General features: G+C 40.0%; 14 protein-coding genes. All 14 read right to left on the bottom strand.

Features of this window, described 5'->3' with window-relative positions:
• Window positions 1-172: 172 nt before the first annotated feature.
• Complete coding sequence (locus H5125_RS12355; RefSeq protein WP_182744364.1) at window positions 173-1,336, bottom strand: lipase family protein; 1,164 nt, start codon at window positions 1,334-1,336, stop codon at window positions 173-175.
• A gap of 33 nt (window positions 1,337-1,369) precedes the next feature.
• The gene (locus H5125_RS12350; protein WP_182744363.1) at window positions 1,370-1,861 is read right to left on the bottom strand and encodes a DUF6795 domain-containing protein; all 492 of its coding nucleotides are present in this window, start codon (window positions 1,859-1,861) and stop codon (window positions 1,370-1,372) included.
• Between the two features lie 72 nt (window positions 1,862-1,933).
• Window positions 1,934-2,782, bottom strand: a complete 849-nt coding sequence (locus tag H5125_RS12345; protein ID WP_182744362.1) for an immunity 49 family protein — start codon at window positions 2,780-2,782, stop codon at window positions 1,934-1,936.
• A 15-nt stretch (window positions 2,783-2,797) separates the two neighbouring features.
• Complete coding sequence (locus H5125_RS12340) at window positions 2,798-7,699, bottom strand: RHS repeat-associated core domain-containing protein (protein WP_182744361.1); 4,902 nt, start codon at window positions 7,697-7,699, stop codon at window positions 2,798-2,800.
• A 6-nt stretch (window positions 7,700-7,705) separates the two neighbouring features.
• A complete protein-coding gene (locus tag H5125_RS12335) occupies window positions 7,706-8,650 on the bottom strand; it encodes a hypothetical protein (protein ID WP_182744360.1) in 945 nt (314 codons plus the stop codon).
• The gene (locus tag H5125_RS12330; protein ID WP_182744359.1) at window positions 8,647-9,747 is read right to left on the bottom strand and encodes a hypothetical protein; all 1,101 of its coding nucleotides are present in this window, start codon (window positions 9,745-9,747) and stop codon (window positions 8,647-8,649) included. The genes H5125_RS12335 and H5125_RS12330 overlap by 4 nt, the downstream gene beginning before the upstream one ends.
• A 21-nt stretch (window positions 9,748-9,768) precedes the next feature.
• The gene (locus H5125_RS12325) at window positions 9,769-10,059 is read right to left on the bottom strand and encodes a PAAR domain-containing protein (protein ID WP_011637812.1); all 291 of its coding nucleotides are present in this window, start codon (window positions 10,057-10,059) and stop codon (window positions 9,769-9,771) included.
• A 42-nt stretch (window positions 10,060-10,101) separates the two neighbouring features.
• Window positions 10,102-10,455: a hypothetical protein gene (locus H5125_RS12320; RefSeq protein ID WP_182744358.1), complete on the bottom strand. Its 354-nt coding sequence runs from the start codon at window positions 10,453-10,455 to the stop codon at window positions 10,102-10,104.
• 2 nt (window positions 10,456-10,457) lie between these two features.
• Window positions 10,458-12,314 (bottom strand): type VI secretion system tip protein VgrG, encoded by a 1,857-nt coding sequence (locus H5125_RS12315; protein WP_182744357.1) that lies wholly within the window; start codon window positions 12,312-12,314, stop codon window positions 10,458-10,460.
• A gap of 70 nt (window positions 12,315-12,384) precedes the next feature.
• Window positions 12,385-12,864: a type VI secretion system tube protein Hcp gene (locus H5125_RS12310; RefSeq protein ID WP_101086880.1), complete on the bottom strand. Its 480-nt coding sequence runs from the start codon at window positions 12,862-12,864 to the stop codon at window positions 12,385-12,387.
• Window positions 12,865-13,231: 367 nt separating this feature from the next.
• Window positions 13,232-15,838: a type VI secretion system ATPase TssH gene (gene tssH / locus H5125_RS12305; RefSeq protein WP_182744356.1), complete on the bottom strand. Its 2,607-nt coding sequence runs from the start codon at window positions 15,836-15,838 to the stop codon at window positions 13,232-13,234.
• Window positions 15,839-15,857: 19 nt separating this feature from the next.
• On the bottom strand, window positions 15,858-16,865 hold the full coding sequence (gene tssG / locus H5125_RS12300) for a type VI secretion system baseplate subunit TssG (protein WP_102036674.1): 1,008 nt from the start codon (window positions 16,863-16,865) through the stop codon (window positions 15,858-15,860).
• Window positions 16,862-18,691, bottom strand: coding sequence for a type VI secretion system baseplate subunit TssF (gene tssF, locus H5125_RS12295; RefSeq protein ID WP_101086877.1), 1,830 nt, complete (start codon window positions 18,689-18,691; stop codon window positions 16,862-16,864). The genes tssG and tssF overlap by 4 nt, the downstream gene beginning before the upstream one ends.
• Window positions 18,688-19,176 carry a type VI secretion system baseplate subunit TssE gene (gene tssE, locus H5125_RS12290; protein WP_242445137.1) on the bottom strand — a complete coding sequence of 163 codons (489 nt, stop codon included), beginning with the start codon at window positions 19,174-19,176 and terminating at the stop codon, window positions 18,688-18,690. The genes tssF and tssE overlap by 4 nt, the downstream gene beginning before the upstream one ends.
• Window positions 19,177-19,178: the final 2 nt, after the last annotated feature.

Here is a 19,178-nt window from a genome sequence, read left to right as displayed (position 1 = left end):
TAAACTTGTTTAATATAGCTTCTTTAAATTGACCGGAATGCCTTTGATAATTCACTTGCTGTAACTTACCGCTCCCTGTTTATTTGTAAATTAATTGAGGCGACAACTATCCTGACACAGGGGGCTTTAAGAAATCTGAATTAGTTCTAATTAACTTATCGTACTAGTAAAATCACATATAAATACCTACGGCTGGTATGGCTGCTCGAACCAATGTATTTAATTTGTTTAGCATAAGAACTAATAAATCTTTAACAAATTTGTATGTAATATCAACGACTTTAACACTAGGTTTACCGACGAAATTTAAAATATGACCCAATAACCCTTTAGCATCAGCAGCATACTCGGTCGTCATTTTGGATATTTCAACAATACCTCTCGCAAGTGCATCATATAATGTTAATGTACCACCCACAGCAGCTTGCGCTAAAATACTCGATAACTTTCCACTTTCACGTAATAAAGTGAGTAAAGCATCGCCAATTTTATCCGACCAATGAGCATTAAAACAAGCTAAGTGCCGTTTTCGATAGTTTAACCTCACAACGGCTAAATTTTGGATTGAGCCTAATTGCATTTGTGAATAGTCAGAATACCTAGTTGCTGTATTTATATAGCCTGGAGCATCTCCATCCATCATATGAGATGCTCCAGTCAAAGAAACACAAGTGCTCAATCGATATTCTTTTCCTGCATGAACAAACGGCCATACAGGGACCATCGGAACAGGGTCACTTCGATGAACTGCGCGATAAATACCATGTAAACTAGTTTCTGTTTGCAGAGCATAAGCATTGAATCCAACTCTAGGAGAGCCAAAAGTATATAACTTAACTGGAATTTTATAATTCGAACGTATCCAAACAGCTGCAAGATTTGCTATTGCACCACCCAAACTATGGCCAACACAATGAACAGGCCTATTTCCTAATTGATCTAGAAGAATAGCAAGTTGAGATTTAATTGACTCAAAAGTCTTGTTGAAACCTGCATGAACCGTTTTATTGTTACTACTACAAGTCACACCACAATGTAAGTCAGTTATAGCATCAGCCATCGATGCCGTACCTCTAAAAATGATTACCGCTTCATTTTTAAAATTCCCCTCAGAACGGCCTATCCCAAAAAAACCAAAGCCAGAAGTATGATTAAGTAAATGTTCTGCAATAGTTCCCGATACCCCATGGAGAGTAGATTTCTGAGCATTAAACATGAACTGTTTTCTCAACATAGCTGGAACTTGAATCTTTGCTATATTGTCTTTACTTATATTTTTACTTTTATATGCAAAACTCGCTAAATTAACCGCTAATTGTGGTGTTAATGTGTTCATATCATTCCTTTGATTATTCTTGTACATGTCAATTTAAAAATTAAAAAAGTCTTCATCGTCATCGTTTAATTCATAGACATCAAAATCAGTTTGCCAACGACAAATACTAGTTCCATCAAACTCTAAATTACGATTACGTTTGTTCGGAAAAGTAAAATCAACCTCCTTAGAGGTTAAGTCAGCATTCAATGTTGCTAATTTTTCTTTTACTTCGGGGGACTCTTCGATACCTATAACACTAGAACGCCAAAGGAGGTACGATTGACCATCATGAAACAGTTCAATTTGCTGTTCAGTAAAATTATGAACAAACATGTCTCCCGGTTTTTTTGAACTTAAATTAACTTCGGGCATAGAGAATTCTCCATTTTCGTCTGTTCGAGTTTCATCATTTTCAACAAACTTATGGATATAATTTAGTTGCCGTGTAATTTTAGCGCCAACAACAGGTTTTCCGTTTAACAAAACCTGCCCTTTTACTTCTGAGCACATGTGTACGTCGTATGTTTTTAGTAGTCCAAACATGTTGAGCAAATCTCCCTATTAAAAATACTCTCGATAATTAAACATCTACCGAAGATACTTCATCTTAACCCGTTAAAAATATTTACCTTCAATCAAAAAGCGTGGCAGAGAGTCACTTTCAACCAAGACTTGATTACCTCGGTCATGCCACATACAGGCCATACCGAGCAATTGGAGTGGCAAAAATGAATCAACAGGCACAGTGTTAGGATCACTTGCATTTATCCAGTACTTTTCTTGCAACTGAAGATTTTTAGCAAGCGTTTCGTTAAAGTCAAACCCGATATCTGTCGTGAGCGCTGCAAAGGTTTCTAGATACCCCATTGCGATATCAAGCGCCCAATCGTTACCTTGCGCTACCGCCATTTTCATACATTCGTTTAACAATGCAGGATAATTGCTTTGACGGTGATGGTAGGCTTGAAATACTTCAACCAAGTTATAAGATACAGGGCCAGCTTTGGTTGCACTTTGTTTCATTATCTCTACGGGAAAATTAGCTAAGCTGTCCATACTTTCTTTATCACGCGTAATTACCGCTAAAAAATAGGCATCGAGCCACTCTGCAGGGGCTGCATAGCCAGCTTCTAACATGCCTTTGCCGTTCCAAGTTACTTGAGGTAAATCATATATCTTAAACGTAAGCTCTTGCTCTGGTTGCGCAGCCAACTTCAAAAATGCTGAATACATTTTTGAGGCAAGCTTTAGGCCCATTGCTGACTCTTGTTCTATCTCTGGGGTTTGTTCTGCCCAGGTGAGCCAACGAGAAAAATTAATATATAGTTGAGAGAACCTTAGCAAGTTATCTCTTTTATTAATTATATTTACTGGAATTTTTTTTATTCTTTTCTTTGGGGATTCTAGCCACTCCTCCAAAGACGCTTTTTCAAATTGAGGCTTATGAGTTCTTTCAGTTTTCATTTGTTAACCTGCTAATTATAATAAATCAATATCAAACTCTGAAATTTTTACTTCACTAACCTTAGAGCCAGTATCCGTTTTCGTTATCGGAGTTTCGATATGCAAATATTTAATGATGTTTTCATCATCTATGGCTTCTTCGATTGCATTAGCCGCTTTCTTATCAGATGTATTTGGTAAACTTTTCCCCATATTATCTGTAATGGCCTGCGCATATTTGGGTGTTCCCTGCTGATAATCACTGTCACCAATCTGCTTTTTACCCAGTGGACTCTTGCCCCCTTTGGCTTCAACAATGATCACATCACCGTTAGCATTTTGATACACCATATCAAAGTTACCCGATACAGAAGAAGATTCATCCAAACTGTCTGGATGAATTCGCTCATAACCAGGGTAAGTGGCTTTCACTGCCATATCTGCGGCTTTTTCGCCTATTTTGGCTGATTGCTCATTCACTTTTGGGATTTGCTTATTATATCCATCAGTTTGACGAGCAAACTTATCACGCTCTATCATTGCCTCATCGCGCTCGTCACAATGTTGTTGCAATTCATCCTTTTCTTCAGGCGTCAATTTATACGTTTTTTCTGAGTTTTCTTTCTTTTTAGCTGTGATCAACGTTCTGGCTGTATTTTCTTTAATGCGCCCTTTACTGGCCCACTCATCATTCACAGCCTTACCGCCAAATTCATGCATACCAGCAAACTCTTCAATGGTAAGCTCCATTTCTTTTAGCTCACCACCAATGTTACGGCGAATAGTAATGGTGTTATCCACTTCATTCATCGATTCAAGTGTATAAGCATAATTTAGCTTATTTACTCCATCCGGCTTTTGTACTTTTAATTTACCTTCTGGATCGGTAATGGCAGCACTATCAATTGCACTTTGTAATATCTTATCTTTCGTTTTTTGATCTATTCCTTTGCCAACTAAATTATCTAACATCGCCGATAATTTAGCTTGCCCTTCTTTACACAACAACCCAAATGGATCCACCCAATTCACATGATTAGGCGCATATTGATAATGATTTATGCCACCCACTAATCCAATAGGGTCTTGATGGATGAATCGTGCTTGTTGAGGGCTGTAGTACCGAAAGCGGTTGTAGTGTAAACCTGATTCGTCATCAAAGTATTGCCCTTGAAAACGGATTGGGTTAGTTATCTTGTCTTGCTTGGCTGCATCTTTAAAATCTGTATATTCAATGTCTCTATGTTTAATAGATGTTCTTTCAATTGTCTGACCAAACACGTCTTGCTGACTGCGCCAGACAATTTTAGCATTTTCATCCGTTAAGCAAATAGGTGTGCCGAGTTGGTCTAAGTGATAATAATAAACCTGCCCTGCTTTAATCAGTGCTACAGGTGTAAAAGTATCAGGCTGATAAATATACCAAGTGTATTCACCTAAAGTGCATTCGCCAATAAGCTGATGATTGTCCCAAATGAAGTCGGTGCGACCTAGTTCGGTGATTTTTGCACTGCGACGGCCTAGGGCATCATATTCGTATTGGGTCAGCTTGCCATTAACGTTGATTTGCACCAACTGGTTTAAACCATTAAAGCTGCGCTGTTGTTTATCGCCAGTGCCCACTTGGCTGATTTGGTTGCCACTGGCGTCATAGCGGTAATCAACTCCAGCCATACTCATTAAGCGGTCGTTGTTAACCACCACATCATGATTTTTTTTATTTGGCCTTACTGTTTCAGCTGATTGACTGCTAGCAGTTTCATTAGCGCTAACATGTTTACTACTTATACCTTGGGTATGGGTATCACTAGCACGAATAGCCTGTAATGGGTTACCAAAAGCATCCCATTGGTATTGCTGACGAGCATTAGATGCATTGTCAGCAATATTTGGGTTTTCGCCAGACACGCCAGTATCACTAATACTGATTAACTGGCTGATTTTGTTATAGCTAAACTGTTTAACCTCTGGCTTATGTTCAATATGCTCAGAAGATTGACCATTCACAGCACTATCGTTTCCAAACTTACTTTCGCAGCGTTGTAATTGATGCTGTTTATCGTATTGATAACGTCTTGATGCAAAGAATCGAGTCTGATTTTGTGCATGTTGCCATGTCTGCTCAATTAACCTTGAATGAGCATCATAGGCATGAGTGAGTTCAAGCTGATTACCCTGGATTGTTTTGTGCAACAAACCCGATGGCAGATAGTGATAATGAGCCAGCGGTATGCGCTGCTTCGATGGGCCATTGACTGTAAATCCATTGTCTGTAACGCTAATGCCACTTAATTGACTGTTTTTATTGTATTGATAATCAATCTGTTGCCCGTCAGGCAAGGTTAAGCCACAGCGGTTGCCTGAATCATCATATTGATATTCAAGTTGCCACTGGCTTTGTAATACCCGATTTATACGCCCTTGAGCGTCAAGGTGTTGCTGCACGGTGCGATGTTGGTTATGGGCTCGAGTAATTTGACCTATAGGATTATATTGATAAAAGTTCTGAGTATTCAGTAATGCAGATGTGGCACTGAGCTCAAGTTTGACATGACTACTTTGCTGACAAATTCGCCCCATTGAATCACGTTTTAACTCAACAAAACGAATATCACTGTCGTTCACTGCCACTAAGTTATCATTGGCGTCATATTGATAATGTTGTTCACGGCCATCAAAACCGATTAATGTTTTAGGTTGCTCTGTTGCTGTGTATTCAATACGGTACTGCGCCCCGTCACTTCGCTCAATGCGATTTAAGTTACGTTCTTTATCATAAAAAAACTTCAGCCAACTACCATCGGCAAAGGTTTGTTGGCGCGGTTGGGCTAAACCGTCATAGTCGATAATGTTTTCAATGTACTCGCTATCGTTACTGAGTTCTTGCTCGCCAGCTACATCAGCCTGTTGACGCTGGCGAATAATACGGCCGGCATCATCATATTGATAATAATGACTAATGGCTTCTTCAGAGTGATCTTGTTTGTCTTGTGGATAGGATTTACTTTCGACAATTTGGCCTTTGTTGTCACGAATAAATTCAGTGACCAAACCTTGCGGATTAATCGTGGCATTAACTCGCCCCAGTCTGTCATGGCTAAAACGGGTTAACGCATCACCGACTTGCGTTGCCAACAATTCGCCATCGCGGTCCCAATGGTAACGATGAATAACACCATTAACATCGACTTTTTGAGTTAACTGCCCAGCATCATTGTATTGAAATTGACTTTGACGGCCATCAAAACCACTCTCAGACAATAATCGTCCCGTGGCATCGTAATGTCTTTTAGCCGTTCGGCCTATCGCATCTCGGGTGACAATTCTTTGCCCTAAGCGATTATATTCAAACCTTGTGGTACCTCCGTCCGCTTGAGTAACAGCCAGTAGTAGCCCCTGCTCGTTATAGGTATATTGAATTTGATTATTACACGCATCAAAGGTGGCCACTTTGCGACCAACAGCATCGTATTGATGGCGTATCACACTGCCATTAGGCTTATGATGCTCAGTCAAAAGCCCTTGTGCATTATGAATGAACGTTTCACTGTGGCCTAAAGAGTCGGTGCTACGGCTTTTAATACCGTCAGGGAGCGCCGTATATTCAAAGTGATAATGATAAATATCATCATCACCCCATTGCTCAATACATTTAGCGCGCTGATCGTGCCCGTCCCACGAAAAGTGATGACTAAAGCCTGATGCCCGAGTTCTGCGTTGTAACAAATAGGTCGAGGTTCTGCTGTTGTATGGGACATCGCGATCAGAGGCATTTGTCGCCGACTTCACTTTTACATAACTGTAGCGCTCTACTCGTCCGTTGCAGTCTGTGGCGGCAATAAGGGCTTGATCATCATCGTATTGATAGCTAGCTAACAAATTTTGGTGAATTTGTTTGTTGCCTTCGTTATCTAACATGTACGAAGCGACTTTTAACAAATTGCTTTGTGCATTGTAAAATAACAATACGCCACGTTTTGGGCCTGTGGTGATTTGGGTTAAACGCCCTTGCTGATCATAATACAGCTGAAAATATTGGCCTTGATGATTACTAATCGTTTCAAGTTGCCAAACCTGTTTACTCGCAACGGTTTTTTGTATAAATGCCCAATGGCTGTCATCTGGCTTTATTAACACATGGCGGCCATCAGCTTGATGGACTAACGACCAACCTGTTGAAAGTTGAATACTGGTTTGCCCTCGTTTAACCGAGTCGAACACATGCACTCGGCCTTCATCGTCGGTTAATTCAAACCAATATTTTCCGGGTTTTTTAGGCCCAACTTTCGCTGGCGCTTGATATTGATGATCCAGCTGCACACAAAAGTTATGTCGCCAGCCGTAACCCATACCAACATTGCTAAGAATTTTGCTCGATCGATACAAACGACGCCACGTTAGTGGCATTAAGCCATTAAGCTCAAAATCGACTAACGGTAAAATTTCTTCGCCACTTAACATTGATACGGGATCGCTGCGGCACTCTTGCTGATCAATAGCCACTTCCGTCGGGGAATGATTCGCCACAGTACCGGATTGAACTGACGCAGAAGTTTGTTTACCCTTATTGGTTTTGGGTGCTTTGGTATTGGTTGAGCTCGCGCCTAGAGTGCCCGTTTCAGTTGAATGATGAATTTGTTGTTTGGGTGTTTCACCATACACTCTGAGTAAATTGCGCTCAATAATGTCAATGAGTTTACGGGTAATATCTCTTGGATTTAAGCTAGCATTTACACCCGCATTCATCACCAGACTGCGCGCATAAATTAATGCATTACGATCACGGACTAAATGAGGCGAGATTTCATTAATTATCTCACTAACTTTATTGTTTTGCTCAAACGTTAATAACTGGAATCCAGCTGGTGTTGACGCACTGGCAGGCACGATAACGATATAACGGTTATGACCTTTAAAATTGAAATTACTGACCGTCATGTTCGTTTATGCCTTCTCTATCCATGAGTACATTGCCAAACCAAGGTGAAGTTGTTGAGATACTTCCAGTTGTAAGCTTGTTCCAGTAGCATTTTGTTGTTGGTAACGGTTATAGATGTGTAGCAAATTATATAACCCCGCCACACAACCGATATCGCCTGTAAAATAACTAGATTGGGAAATTTGTGTCTCTTGATCGATTCTGCCGGCTAATTGCTCATAAGCATTAAGCCAGTTATCTGTTACAGCGGCATGGTTGCCGGGTAAATACAATTGAGCAAATACATCCAAGTCTTCAATCTGGCAGGCACGATTAAACAAAGCTTTTATTGTTTGGGTTTGTTGAACAGCACTACATGAATCTTGAAATAAATCCACTATTTCCATGCCTTCGTTTGCAACATTGATGCTGGCCATGATGACCGCTTCAGCAGGACAACGTCCTGTCTCTTGTTGTTGAGTAATCAGATCTTGGTCACGGTTAAAATCCACAAGGTCGAAGAACAAGCTGTCTACGGCAATAAATATTGCACTTTGATTGTCGACCGGCATTGCCTTTAATGCGCTCAAAGCAGAAAAAATACCAGCACTGCCCATAGGAAAAAACCGGCTATTGGGATGCACAAAACAATGCGGAAAAAGTGCATGTAAACGAGTGACCCAATCAACAAGTTGTTGTTTTTCTAGGTGAGGTAAAATCCAAAAAATCGCTTGGTGAGAGTACGGTTGCCATTGAGTTTTATTTTGAATAGGTAATTTATGCAACATATCAATTAGGCGGTTTAATTGAGTGTCTGTAGCAAGCTCGTGCGCCATGACCGCTGCCACATGCTGACCATCAGATAATTGATAGCTGAAATCGACCCCTTCGGATAAAGGTAAGTTAATTAACTGCTGTGGGTTTTCGTATGACCCTACGACCATATTAATGGCCTCTGCATGCATAATCATAAGGCCACTTTCACACGTTGTGGGCTGCAACTAACCACATTATTCAGCCGAAGCTTATGTAAAAAGGCAATACGCTGGTGCACGGGGCTTGAATGACTAATGATCTTATCAATACTGGTACCATTAACTTCAACACCATCAATCAATCTGACATCTGGCATTTTAAGCGCCAATAACATCCACCGATGTAATAATTTGGCACTGTAAAACTGTAGGTATTCACAACGTTCGACTTCATCTTCTTCAAACTGCCATTGATAAGGCACCGCTTGATCCAACTCTGGCCCTAAAATAGTTCGAAGTGCTCGAAAAGCCATTAATGTTTGACTAGGTTGCTGCATTGCTCGAGCTAAAAAAGGCACGAATTTACTAAAACCTGAATAACCCATTAACTCAATGACTCTTAGGGTTAAATCTGCATTCTCACTCATTAAATTAAATATTTGGCTCAATATTGCTTCGTCTAACGAAGTAATAAACACTTCAAAAAGCGCACTATGGCAATAGTCTAATTGACAAAATACCCCATAGAGTTTTAACGGTTCGTTAATGTTGATCATCAACATTTCAATATACAAAGACGTCAGTGATGACCGAGATATGTTGAGGGAGTCAATTCCGTCGGCACGCTTTAAACGTTTACCTCGATAGATGCAGAATAAGATGTATTGCTGGATTTGTTCAGGCGTTTTGTTGCTGGCTGTAAAATTAACTTTATCAAGATTAAGTTGGCTGGCCATTAATGCAAATGCAGGGCTATAGTGGCCCACATCTATAATTGTACTGGCAAACAAAGCTTGAACGATACCTGATTGCTTAACTGGCTGAGCCTTATAGTGCAGTTGCAATAGTAAAGATAAGATCACCATTTTGTCTGTTGGGCAATAAAACACATCTGTTTCAAATGCATCGACAATTTCATCACAGGTGTTGGCATTAAGTAATGGCCATTCAGCATCTTTTTTTTGCTGGATCATCTTTAAAATGACCATTAGCGATTGAGTATTATCTTCAATATTTTTTGGCATACACTGAAACGACGGCAACATGACATGTCGTTGTGCCAACAGAAGATTAAAACTATCAATCAAATTCATTTACCACAATCCTTGTTTATACTAGCCGATCATTACTGTTGGATTACCAACAATAATTTTTCCACCATGTGCGGTACCATCACCCATTCTGGCGGCTGGTTTTCCGTTAATCAGTACCGAACTCGACCCCGCATTAATGGTATCAGGCGGGCCGACACAAATTAACTTGTCACCTTTGCGCGCTGCAGGTAACGAACCAATAAGGACATTACCTGAGCCCATCACAATGGGACCACCAACATGTGGAACGGGACCGGGATTCATTTTCGGACAAAGATGCATACACGAAATGGTTGCTGCTGGCATTCCCATCAAATATTCCTTTATTTGTTGTAGCGCATTGATACCGGTGGCTTACTGGCTGTCTAACGGGATGACCAGCAAAGCACGCTGTTCAAACGACATCGCAAGAGTGCATATCATTGCAGCTTCAGCTTGTTGAACGGCTGCGTAAGTATCATTATGTAGATAACAGTAAATTTGGTTTAACAGTTCAGGAGAATTCTTCCAACTATGCCTATTAACCAAAAACTGCTCTCCAAATGTAGCACTGACCCAAAACGTCATATTGGGTGTATTAAGGAGTGGGTCATGTGGCTTATCAACCGGTTTGCAGATTAAATGTCGATAGCCAAATTGACAGACAATTTCATGGCCTCGACAAAATGGCCCAGCTAAACCGACTCCAGGATAACGAGATAATGTCATGGCTAGTTCAACTTAATTTGAGCAGCTTTTAAGGCAATACTGGTGCCATTAACCTTAACGTTTGTCCCTTTAATAGTAATGTTGGTGCCTTCGATAGAAATCGAACCGTCGCTGCTCATTTTGATTGAGGCGCTGCCGGTTTTAATGACAATTTCATTACCCGCTTCAATATTAAGTACTTTACCGACTTTTAAGCTGTTATTGTTGGCTATGTCTTCTAGTCGATCATTGCCAATTTTAACGTTATCGTTATTAACGATGTCAGTGAAACGGTCGTTGCCTATGGTGTCTTTTTGATCATGTTTTACATTTAATAGATGATCTTTTTCTGCTTGGAGGAATAATAACTCTTTGCCTTTTTCATCATCAAAACGTAACTCATTGAAATTATCGGCACCACCGTCTTTAGTGCTATGGGTTTTAATCCCAGACTGAGTTTTTTTAGCCGGTAATGCATAAGGAGGCATTAAGTCGGCGTTATAAACAGCACCACTGATAATCGGTTGATCGGGGTCACCATTGATAAACTCAACTAACACCTCCTGGCCTACGCGAGGGAAGAAGAATGCACCCCACTTGTTGCCAGCCCAGCTTTGTGCGACACGGATCCAACATGAACTTTTACTATTGAACTCGCCTTCACGATCCCAATGAAACTGTACTTTTACACGGCCAAATTTGTCAATATGTTGTTCATCACCAGGTTCACCAGTCACTACCGCTGTTTGTACGCCATTAATTAATGGTTTACGTAAATGAAGCTGTGAGCGATAAGGAGTACTTTTAGGCACACATTCAAAATCATTTTGATAAACACTGCCAGACATTGATTGGCTTGTGCCTGACTGATTAGGCTGAGTAGCCGACGTTCTCAGCGAGCTTAGAACAAAGCTCTTACCTTTATAACTCGCGTTTTCATGATCTTTGAAAGTAAAAAACTTACCCACCATAAAACTACGGCAATCGCCTTGGCCACTGCACTTATTCATGTCTTTTTGCAGGGCTTCAAGTTGATTATTGGCAAACGGTTGAGCGCGCTTGTTGAACTCTGACTCGCCTAAATAATCGTACACCTCAAGTGCACTTTGCTCAGGAAGATTTGCGTTAGTATGATTACCTGAAGGGTATAATTTAGGTTGTTCGTAGTCGTAACCTTTTTGAATAAAACCGCCGCTCACCATACTCATGCCGCCTTGCCAATGAGACACGTGCGACTCGGCTAAATGACCGGAGAAACAACGAACCTTCTCTTCTGCACAAGGTTTGTAGGCGTTAATATCATCAGCAAGTACTAGGGTATGAGCACCAACACTATGCTCGAAGAAGAAGAAAATCCCCTCTTGCTGCAATAAACGACAAACAAAATCGACATCTGATTCTAAATACTGCACACAGTATTCATACTGAGGGTATGTGTTGGTAGTTTTATTTTGAAATTCAACTTTATGTTGACCAAATAAGTCTTTAATAATATCGATGACTGACTTATTTTGAAAAATCCGACAATTACTGCGTTTTTTCATTAATGCCATTTGAGGCACTATAACAGCTTGATAATCTATATAATTCTGTGCATCGTCTGACGCTGCGGTCCGCATTCCAGCAGACTCAAGATGACTTACCACCCCATGAAAGTATCGAACTGCACCATTACTTTCGGCATTACGTAAAGTAATACAAACATTTTTACCCACTAAACTGTCGAGACTAATCTGGGTGCCAACAGTGAACATGGAGACGCTGATTGAAAAAAGCTGAGAGATGGCTTCTGTGGCAGTAAAATGCGTTAGGTACAGAGTATCCTTACCTAATGGCGTTGTGATACTGATGATATTATTTTTTTGAGTGGCCTTAAGCATTCCTTGCCTCAGTCTTTAAGAGTAAAGATCTTGGGGAACAAGTTCCCCAAGATATAAGATCACAAACAACTTACATTTGTTGACCTTTAACACCGCTGTAGCCATAACGTAGCGCTGCAGTAATGTTGTTTTTATCATCAGTTGGCGTAACAGCCATCATCATTTCAGTGTAGCTGATAGTGATAGTCTCTACAGGACGGTCACCATGAACTGAAACACTGTAGCTAGAGATCATTGCATCTGTTAATTCGATTTGCATGATTTCTTCGATTTTGTCACCTTGCTTAGTGATGTGGAAAACCGCTTTTTTACCTTTACCGATAGTCGCTTCTTTGAACAAGTCAGTAGAAGAATTATCTTGTAATTTAGTAATGGTCACATCACCTAAACGAGTTGAGCTAGCTTCACGGTCTTTTGCAGTACCAGTGAAAGAAGTGATCTCACGGCTAATATTCCAATCGACTGATAACACAGTAATCAGATCTTTGAATTCTTCAGCAGTGGTTTCGCCTTTAATCCCTTCATAATTTAAATATGTATTCGCTTGCATTATTAATGCTCCTTTTGCGTGGATGTCATCCATTAATGGACAGTTTTATAAGTTCAATAATCAAACTTAATATTTCAATTTATTAAAAATGCACTTACCAACAAATAATACTCAACTGCATTATCCATTTAAATATAGTGAGTCCTCATAATTAAGCCAACGGATTATATCAAAGGTTTTTCGATAATCAACTAATCGTTTATATAAATAAAAAAATACAACCAAGACTAATAATTTATACATTAATAATAACTACACAACATTACAAAGGGTATATACTTTATTATATACCCCTCAAATATGATGTTATAAATAATCAAACTAATACTTACTAATTAGTTATTAATGTCACGGTTTTTATATTCATTTAAATTTTATAAATAAACTCGTCGTTTACTACGTTTACTTTTACATTGGTTGTTTTCTTATTGTTAGCCATATTGTGTAATATTTTGATCGAAAGATCAGGCAACATCGTATTTTGTAAAATATTATGTACATTGCGAGCACCTGAACCAGCATCCTGACACATAGACACAATTTGGCTCACGACATCATCACTGTAAGTGAACTTAGCTTGATAATGCTCAGCTAAACGATTAGCAACTCGCTGTAATTGCAATTTAGTGATTTCATTGAGCATAGGTTGTGTCAGTGGAATATAAGGAATGACATTCAAACGGCCTAAAAATGCCGGTTTGAAATAACTCAATAAATCATCTTGAAGTGCTTTACGTAAACCTTTAATTGATGGGGCAATTTGTTCATCTTCAAATAAGCCCATCGTGGTTTCTGTACCAGCATTTGAGGTCATAATGATAATAGTATTTTTGAAATCTATATCGCGCCCCTCACCATCTTTAATGGTGCCTTTATCAAAAACTTGATAAAAAATATCTTGAACGCCTGGATGTGCCTTTTCCATTTCATCCAGCAAAATAACACTATAAGGTTTACGGCGAACGGCTTCAGTCAGCACTCCACCTTCACCATAGCCAACATAACCTGGAGGTGAACCTAAAAGTAATGACACTTTATGTTCTTCTTTAAATTCGGACATGTTGATGACTGTCACATTGTCTTCACTGCCATAAACTTGCTCAGCCAATGTTAATGCCGTTTCTGTTTTACCTACACCGCTAGGGCCCGTCAGTAAAAACACACCAATGGGACGTTTTTCATCACCCAGCTGTGCACGGGATGTTTGCACTGTTTTGGCGATTAAATCCAAGGCATGATCTTGGCCGATAACGCGCTTGGCCATGGTGTCATTTAAGTTCAAAATTGTTTTTATTTCATCATCCTGCATTTTACCTGCCGGAATGCCAGTCCAATCAGAAATGACTTCAGCAATCAATTGTTCATCAACTTGCCAATGCACCATAGGCTGTTTATTGGCTGACAATATTGCCTTAAACGCCGTTAACTCCGCTAACAAAGGTGCGGTATCTGTTTCTGATGCTTGAATCTGGCCAACTAATTCAGCAATTTTTTGAACGGTAACTAATTCGTCCTGCCATTGTGTTGTCAAAGGAGCGAGTTCTTTTGAAAGCAATTTATGTTTTTTTGTTAACTCTGTAATCGACTTTTTATGATCTGAACCGGTTTTTTGCTCACGAGTAAGAATGCTAATTTGTGTGTCTAGTTGCTGAATTTGTCGTTGTAAGGATTCAACCATTCCAGGGGTAGAAGCTTGACTCATAGCGACACGCGCGCATGCAGTATCTAATAAACTTACCGCTTTATCTGGCAGTTGTCGGCCAGTAATATATCGATGAGATAAGTTAACTGCAGCACATAAAGCTTGGTCGGAAACAAGAATTTTATGATGCCCTTCCATTACAGGTAACAAGCCCCGCATCATTGCAATGGCTTGTTCAGGAGAAGGCTCTTCAATTTTAACCACTTGAAAACGACGAGTTAATGCGGCATCTTTTTCAAAGAACTTTTTATATTCTGCCCATGTTGTTGCCGCAATGGTACGTAACTCACCACGCGCTAATGCAGGTTTTAATAAATTTGCCGCGTCATTTTGTCCAGCTTGTCCGCCGCTGCCAATCATGGTGTGAGCTTCATCTATAAATAAAATAATAGGTTTAACAGACTGTTTTACTTCTTTAATTAAAGCTTTTAACCGATTCTCAAATTCCCCTTTCACTCCGGCTCCAGCTTGTAGTAAGGCTAAATCCAGTACGTGAATACGAACATTTTGTAATGCAGTCGGAACTTCTTTCTGGGCAATTTTAAGCGCTAAACCTTCCACAACAGCGGTTTTACCAACACCGGCTTCACCCGTTAAAATAGGATTATTTTGACGGCGACGGGTTAAAATGTCGATCATCTGCCTAATTTCATTATCACGTCCAAGAATAGGATCTATTTTCCCCAGTTCAGCTTGCTCGGTTAAATTTTGGGTAAATTGGTCTAGATTTGGCGTTTTGCTCGGCGCTGATTGCATCGCCTGAGTTTCTTCAATATCGCTACTTGACACTTTATGCTCGGTAGATTGACGAGCAAGCTGAGGCCATGCATGTTTTAGCTGTGCTGGATCTATTTTAAGAAGCTGTTTTGCAGAGCGCGAAACCAAAGAGTTTAATGAATCGTCAGTCAGTAAGGTAAAAATCAGATAGGCAGTTCTTATCTCACTATCGTTGAATTCAATACTGGTATTTAACCAAGTTTGACGAAGCAAACTCACTATATGTGGAGACAAACTTGGCGCTGCACTGTTGCCTGTTTTAAACTTTTCTAATCCCTGACGGATATCACTAATCAGCTGATCTTTTTGTACTGAAAAACTGGCCATGATGATGTCTAAATCACCTGAACCATTTTCTAGCAACGCTAATAACCAATGCTCAATCTCAACGCTGAATTGGCTGCGGCTATGGCATACGCTGGCAGCGGTTTCTAAAGATTGTCGACATACTGGGTTAAGTTTTCCTACCAATTTACTTAAAGTCATCGCTGACATATTCATAGTCCTTTATTAATTAAATCATTAAGCTTTTTATTTGTTGTCCATTCTCTGCACGGCTCATTAGGCCACAACCTAACCCTAGTCCGATTGCGGACTTTGATAATTGAGCTGTAGGTGCATCTTGTTGTTTTATTTCTAGAAATATTTTGTATTTCACTGACTGGCCTAAATAGTTAGAAACCAGTTTTTTAAGTGATTGATAACTGGCTGTTCCAGGCATAAAAGCGTTAACCGATGCACCTTCCTTCGGCTTTATATGAATACTGACACTAGAATTAATATCCCATACCCGGCTGCCTATGCTGGCATCAACACCTAAACGGGCGTATTGCCCTTCTGGCATACTTCGACTCGCCATTCGGGTTTGCTCTGTTTTCGCTAAGGACTGCCAACGCCCTTGAAAAGATAAAATATGTACATTACAGCCAGTAAAATCATTTAACATTCTTCGTAATGACTCTGCACTCGGCGTTTTAGTGTGACAAAAACCTGCGTAATAACGGTTTAATGATTTGTTACCACTAAGCAAACTCAATACATGGGTAAAGCTGTCGGTAACGCCTGTTTCTGGTGATTGATAATTTGCCGAAAAACGATACTTTTCCCATGAACGATAGAATAGTGAGATAAGCCGATGGTTAAATAAATCATAAAAGTCACGCATCCCATTATCTTTAAGTCGCAAGCGCTCTAGTAGCAACTCGGTATAATGTGAAGGCAATACACCACTAGGTCCGGTTAATCCCATAAATGATATATGCATATCGGCGGCAACTTTATCAGTTTGACTTGTCGATGTAGACGCTACGTTGCTGATTGCTTGTCCTGGAAAACCAAGATGTTGATCAGACTTAAAACGTAACAACTCTTGGCTTGGAATGGCGTCATAACCCACCTTATAACCTTGCTCTCGCCCTTGAGATAATTGTTGTTGAAACTGATAAACGGCTTGATAAAAGTCATATTCAGATGGCGTATCGATTATCGCCTGCAACTGATTATTCATTACTTGCTGGGTCATAGCAGCGGCCTTTGTCCAGCTCGTGCTGGCCAGGTATAGGCTATCGAATTATGATCTTTAAAGCGCATACTCAAGCGGGTAAAACTATTGATTGCAGCAAATTGCGCAAAGAAGTGATCTAAAATAGTGCAAAAGAAAAACACGCCACTGCCAGAATAATGATCTTTAATGAAGGTAATTTCAATATGACTGCCGCTGCAAAAGCTAATCCGGCCATGCTGGTTAACCCTGGCTGTGTCTGGGCTCACTTCAACAGAATGAATATTCTCTATTAAATTCTTATTTTCTGGCGAACACTTAAAATCGTATAACTTAAGGGTTTCTTTTAAGTTAGACAGTGCATCTTTGCCACTAAAACTATCAATGGATAAATGGGTGACTAACTGCCATCGCGAAGCATCACTCAGCGATGCACGCACCGGTAGCGTAGGCGCAAGCAAACATTTCACGTGCTTAATAATGTCGGCACGCTCTGGTACGAACATTTTGGGCTCATTAGTACCAAACGGAAGATGCGCCGGTAAATTGCGGTTGCTGCATTGAGCGGTGATACTTAATATCCAAGCGCCGTAGTCTTCTTCTGACTTAAATCCTTTAAAATTATGGTCGACTAACGATAAAAACGATTCAGTGCCTAATTCAGCATAACCACCAGACCAACTAGCAGACTCACGCCTAACATGCCAAAATAAATTATTGTGACCTAAATATTGCGGATGTGATTCGCCATAAAATGGGGTGACTTCTACCTTATTGTCCTTCGGGTCATAAGCAATAACATCTTCAATACTGATGATTTCAGTCACTTCAGAGTCAGAATAACGGGCAGCCAATTTATATTCATACTGAGACGCATCAATGCTTACCGGTTCTAATTTTTGTTCAAACAAATTAATCACCGGCGTACAACCTAACAGAAAATGATTGGCACTAACTTGCTTCTCTAAATCCTGAGAGCCTTCCTTTAAATAAATATAAAGTGAAAACTTATTGTCGATCCCTTGCCAGCTGCCGTCTAAATCATCGATGTCAAAAAACAAGAATTTTTCTGGAAAAATAAAATTTTCCAATAATAATCGATAACCAGAACTGGTACGTTGACTGTAAGGTATCACTTGTTGTTCATCTTCAAAGCCAACCGCTTTTAAATGTCTTTTTGTTAAAAACTTACACACAGTTTGCTGCTCATTTACTAAAGCAAAACCTAGACTGTGTTCAAATAACAATTGATAAAGTTGAAACGTTTGATGATCTTGTCCATTCAAGAAAAAGCGTAATTTATCAACACCAAGACTTGGCATGCTAATTTCGTCAAATTCACAGGCGATATCAAGCTTAATAATAGCCTTAGCACGTTCTGGCCATTGTGGTTCTGGGGCATTAAACGGTGCATTTTGAAACTGGGCTTTCTGCACTTCAATTGGCCATAATTTCATGTCATATGACGTTTGAAAATGGCAGGTTTTCATCCCCTCCACCTGAGTGTCTACCTGAGTTGATCTGGGTAATAACACACCAGTCGTCGACAAGTTTTCAGTGGTGACTTTGATAACTGACATAGACGGTATTGGCGCTTGGTAATCGGGATATAACTGGCCTAATAACGCCTCGGTTAATTCAGGAAAACTATCATCAAGTTTTTGCCTAATTTGTGCTGTTAGCAAAGAGAATGCTTCAATTAATCGTGAAACATGAGGGTCTTCAACGTGTTCATCACTTAAGCGTAAACGCCCGGCAACTTTAGGATATTGCTCAGCAAATTCCGCTCCCATATGACGAATGAAAGCAAGCTCACGATTGTAATATTCCAATAATTCCTGATTCACAGAATTCCCTCATTAACTATCATCGCCAAGTGGACTGGCTCAACTTCAGAGTCAAACGAAATATATTCAGGCTCAGGTTCTGCATACAACAATGCATTGATTTTTAATCTTAAAACCCGGTCTAATGGTTGTTCATTATCGACTGTTTCAACCATCACTTCTAAAAATCTCGGTTCGAATCGTTTTATGGTATCGGCAACTTGTTTACATAAAAGCTGACGCCCGTCTAAGCTCGCGACTGGCATAGAAGAAAAGTCACGCAAACCATAATTCATCAAAGAATTATCAAGCTCAGTTAAATGTTCCGGCCACGTTTGCCACTGCAATTTAGCATTGAGTAGGTTTTCTAAATCGCGCCGAACATTAGACCTTAACTGACGTAGATTTAGACCACGATGGCTGTCTTTGACATCTTGCTCGTTTGGCGCATCATCAATCAATCTATCTAGAATTGACGCCATTATCGGTTGTTGGTTTTTGCTCAACA

The organism is Shewanella sp. SR44-4 (genome assembly GCF_014163715.1).
Lineage (GTDB): Bacteria > Pseudomonadota > Gammaproteobacteria > Enterobacterales > Shewanellaceae > Shewanella.
The sequence above is the reverse complement of the archived record's forward strand: the minus strand, read 5'-3'. Positions and strand labels throughout refer to the sequence as shown.

Bases quoted from the DNA above. Each gene is read 5' to 3' on its own strand.
- H5125_RS12355 (WP_182744364.1), bottom strand. From the start codon at position 1,336: ATGAACACATTAACACCACAATTAGCGGTTAATTTAGCGAGTTTTGCA.
- H5125_RS12350 (WP_182744363.1), bottom strand. From the start codon at position 1,861: ATGTTTGGACTACTAAAAACATACGACGTACACATGTGCTCAGAAGTA.
- H5125_RS12345 (WP_182744362.1), bottom strand. From the start codon at position 2,782: ATGAAAACTGAAAGAACTCATAAGCCTCAATTTGAAAAAGCGTCTTTG.
- H5125_RS12340 (WP_182744361.1), bottom strand. From the start codon at position 7,699: ATGACGGTCAGTAATTTCAATTTTAAAGGTCATAACCGTTATATCGTT.
- H5125_RS12335 (WP_182744360.1), bottom strand. From the start codon at position 8,650: ATGATTATGCATGCAGAGGCCATTAATATGGTCGTAGGGTCATACGAA.
- H5125_RS12330 (WP_182744359.1), bottom strand. From the start codon at position 9,747: ATGAATTTGATTGATAGTTTTAATCTTCTGTTGGCACAACGACATGTC.
- H5125_RS12325 (WP_011637812.1), bottom strand. From the start codon at position 10,059: ATGGGAATGCCAGCAGCAACCATTTCGTGTATGCATCTTTGTCCGAAA.
- H5125_RS12320 (WP_182744358.1), bottom strand. From the start codon at position 10,455: ATGACATTATCTCGTTATCCTGGAGTCGGTTTAGCTGGGCCATTTTGT.
- H5125_RS12315 (WP_182744357.1), bottom strand. From the start codon at position 12,314: ATGCTTAAGGCCACTCAAAAAAATAATATCATCAGTATCACAACGCCA.
- H5125_RS12310 (WP_101086880.1), bottom strand. From the start codon at position 12,864: ATGCAAGCGAATACATATTTAAATTATGAAGGGATTAAAGGCGAAACC.
- tssH (WP_182744356.1), bottom strand. From the start codon at position 15,838: ATGTCAGCGATGACTTTAAGTAAATTGGTAGGAAAACTTAACCCAGTA.
- tssG (WP_102036674.1), bottom strand. From the start codon at position 16,865: ATGACCCAGCAAGTAATGAATAATCAGTTGCAGGCGATAATCGATACG.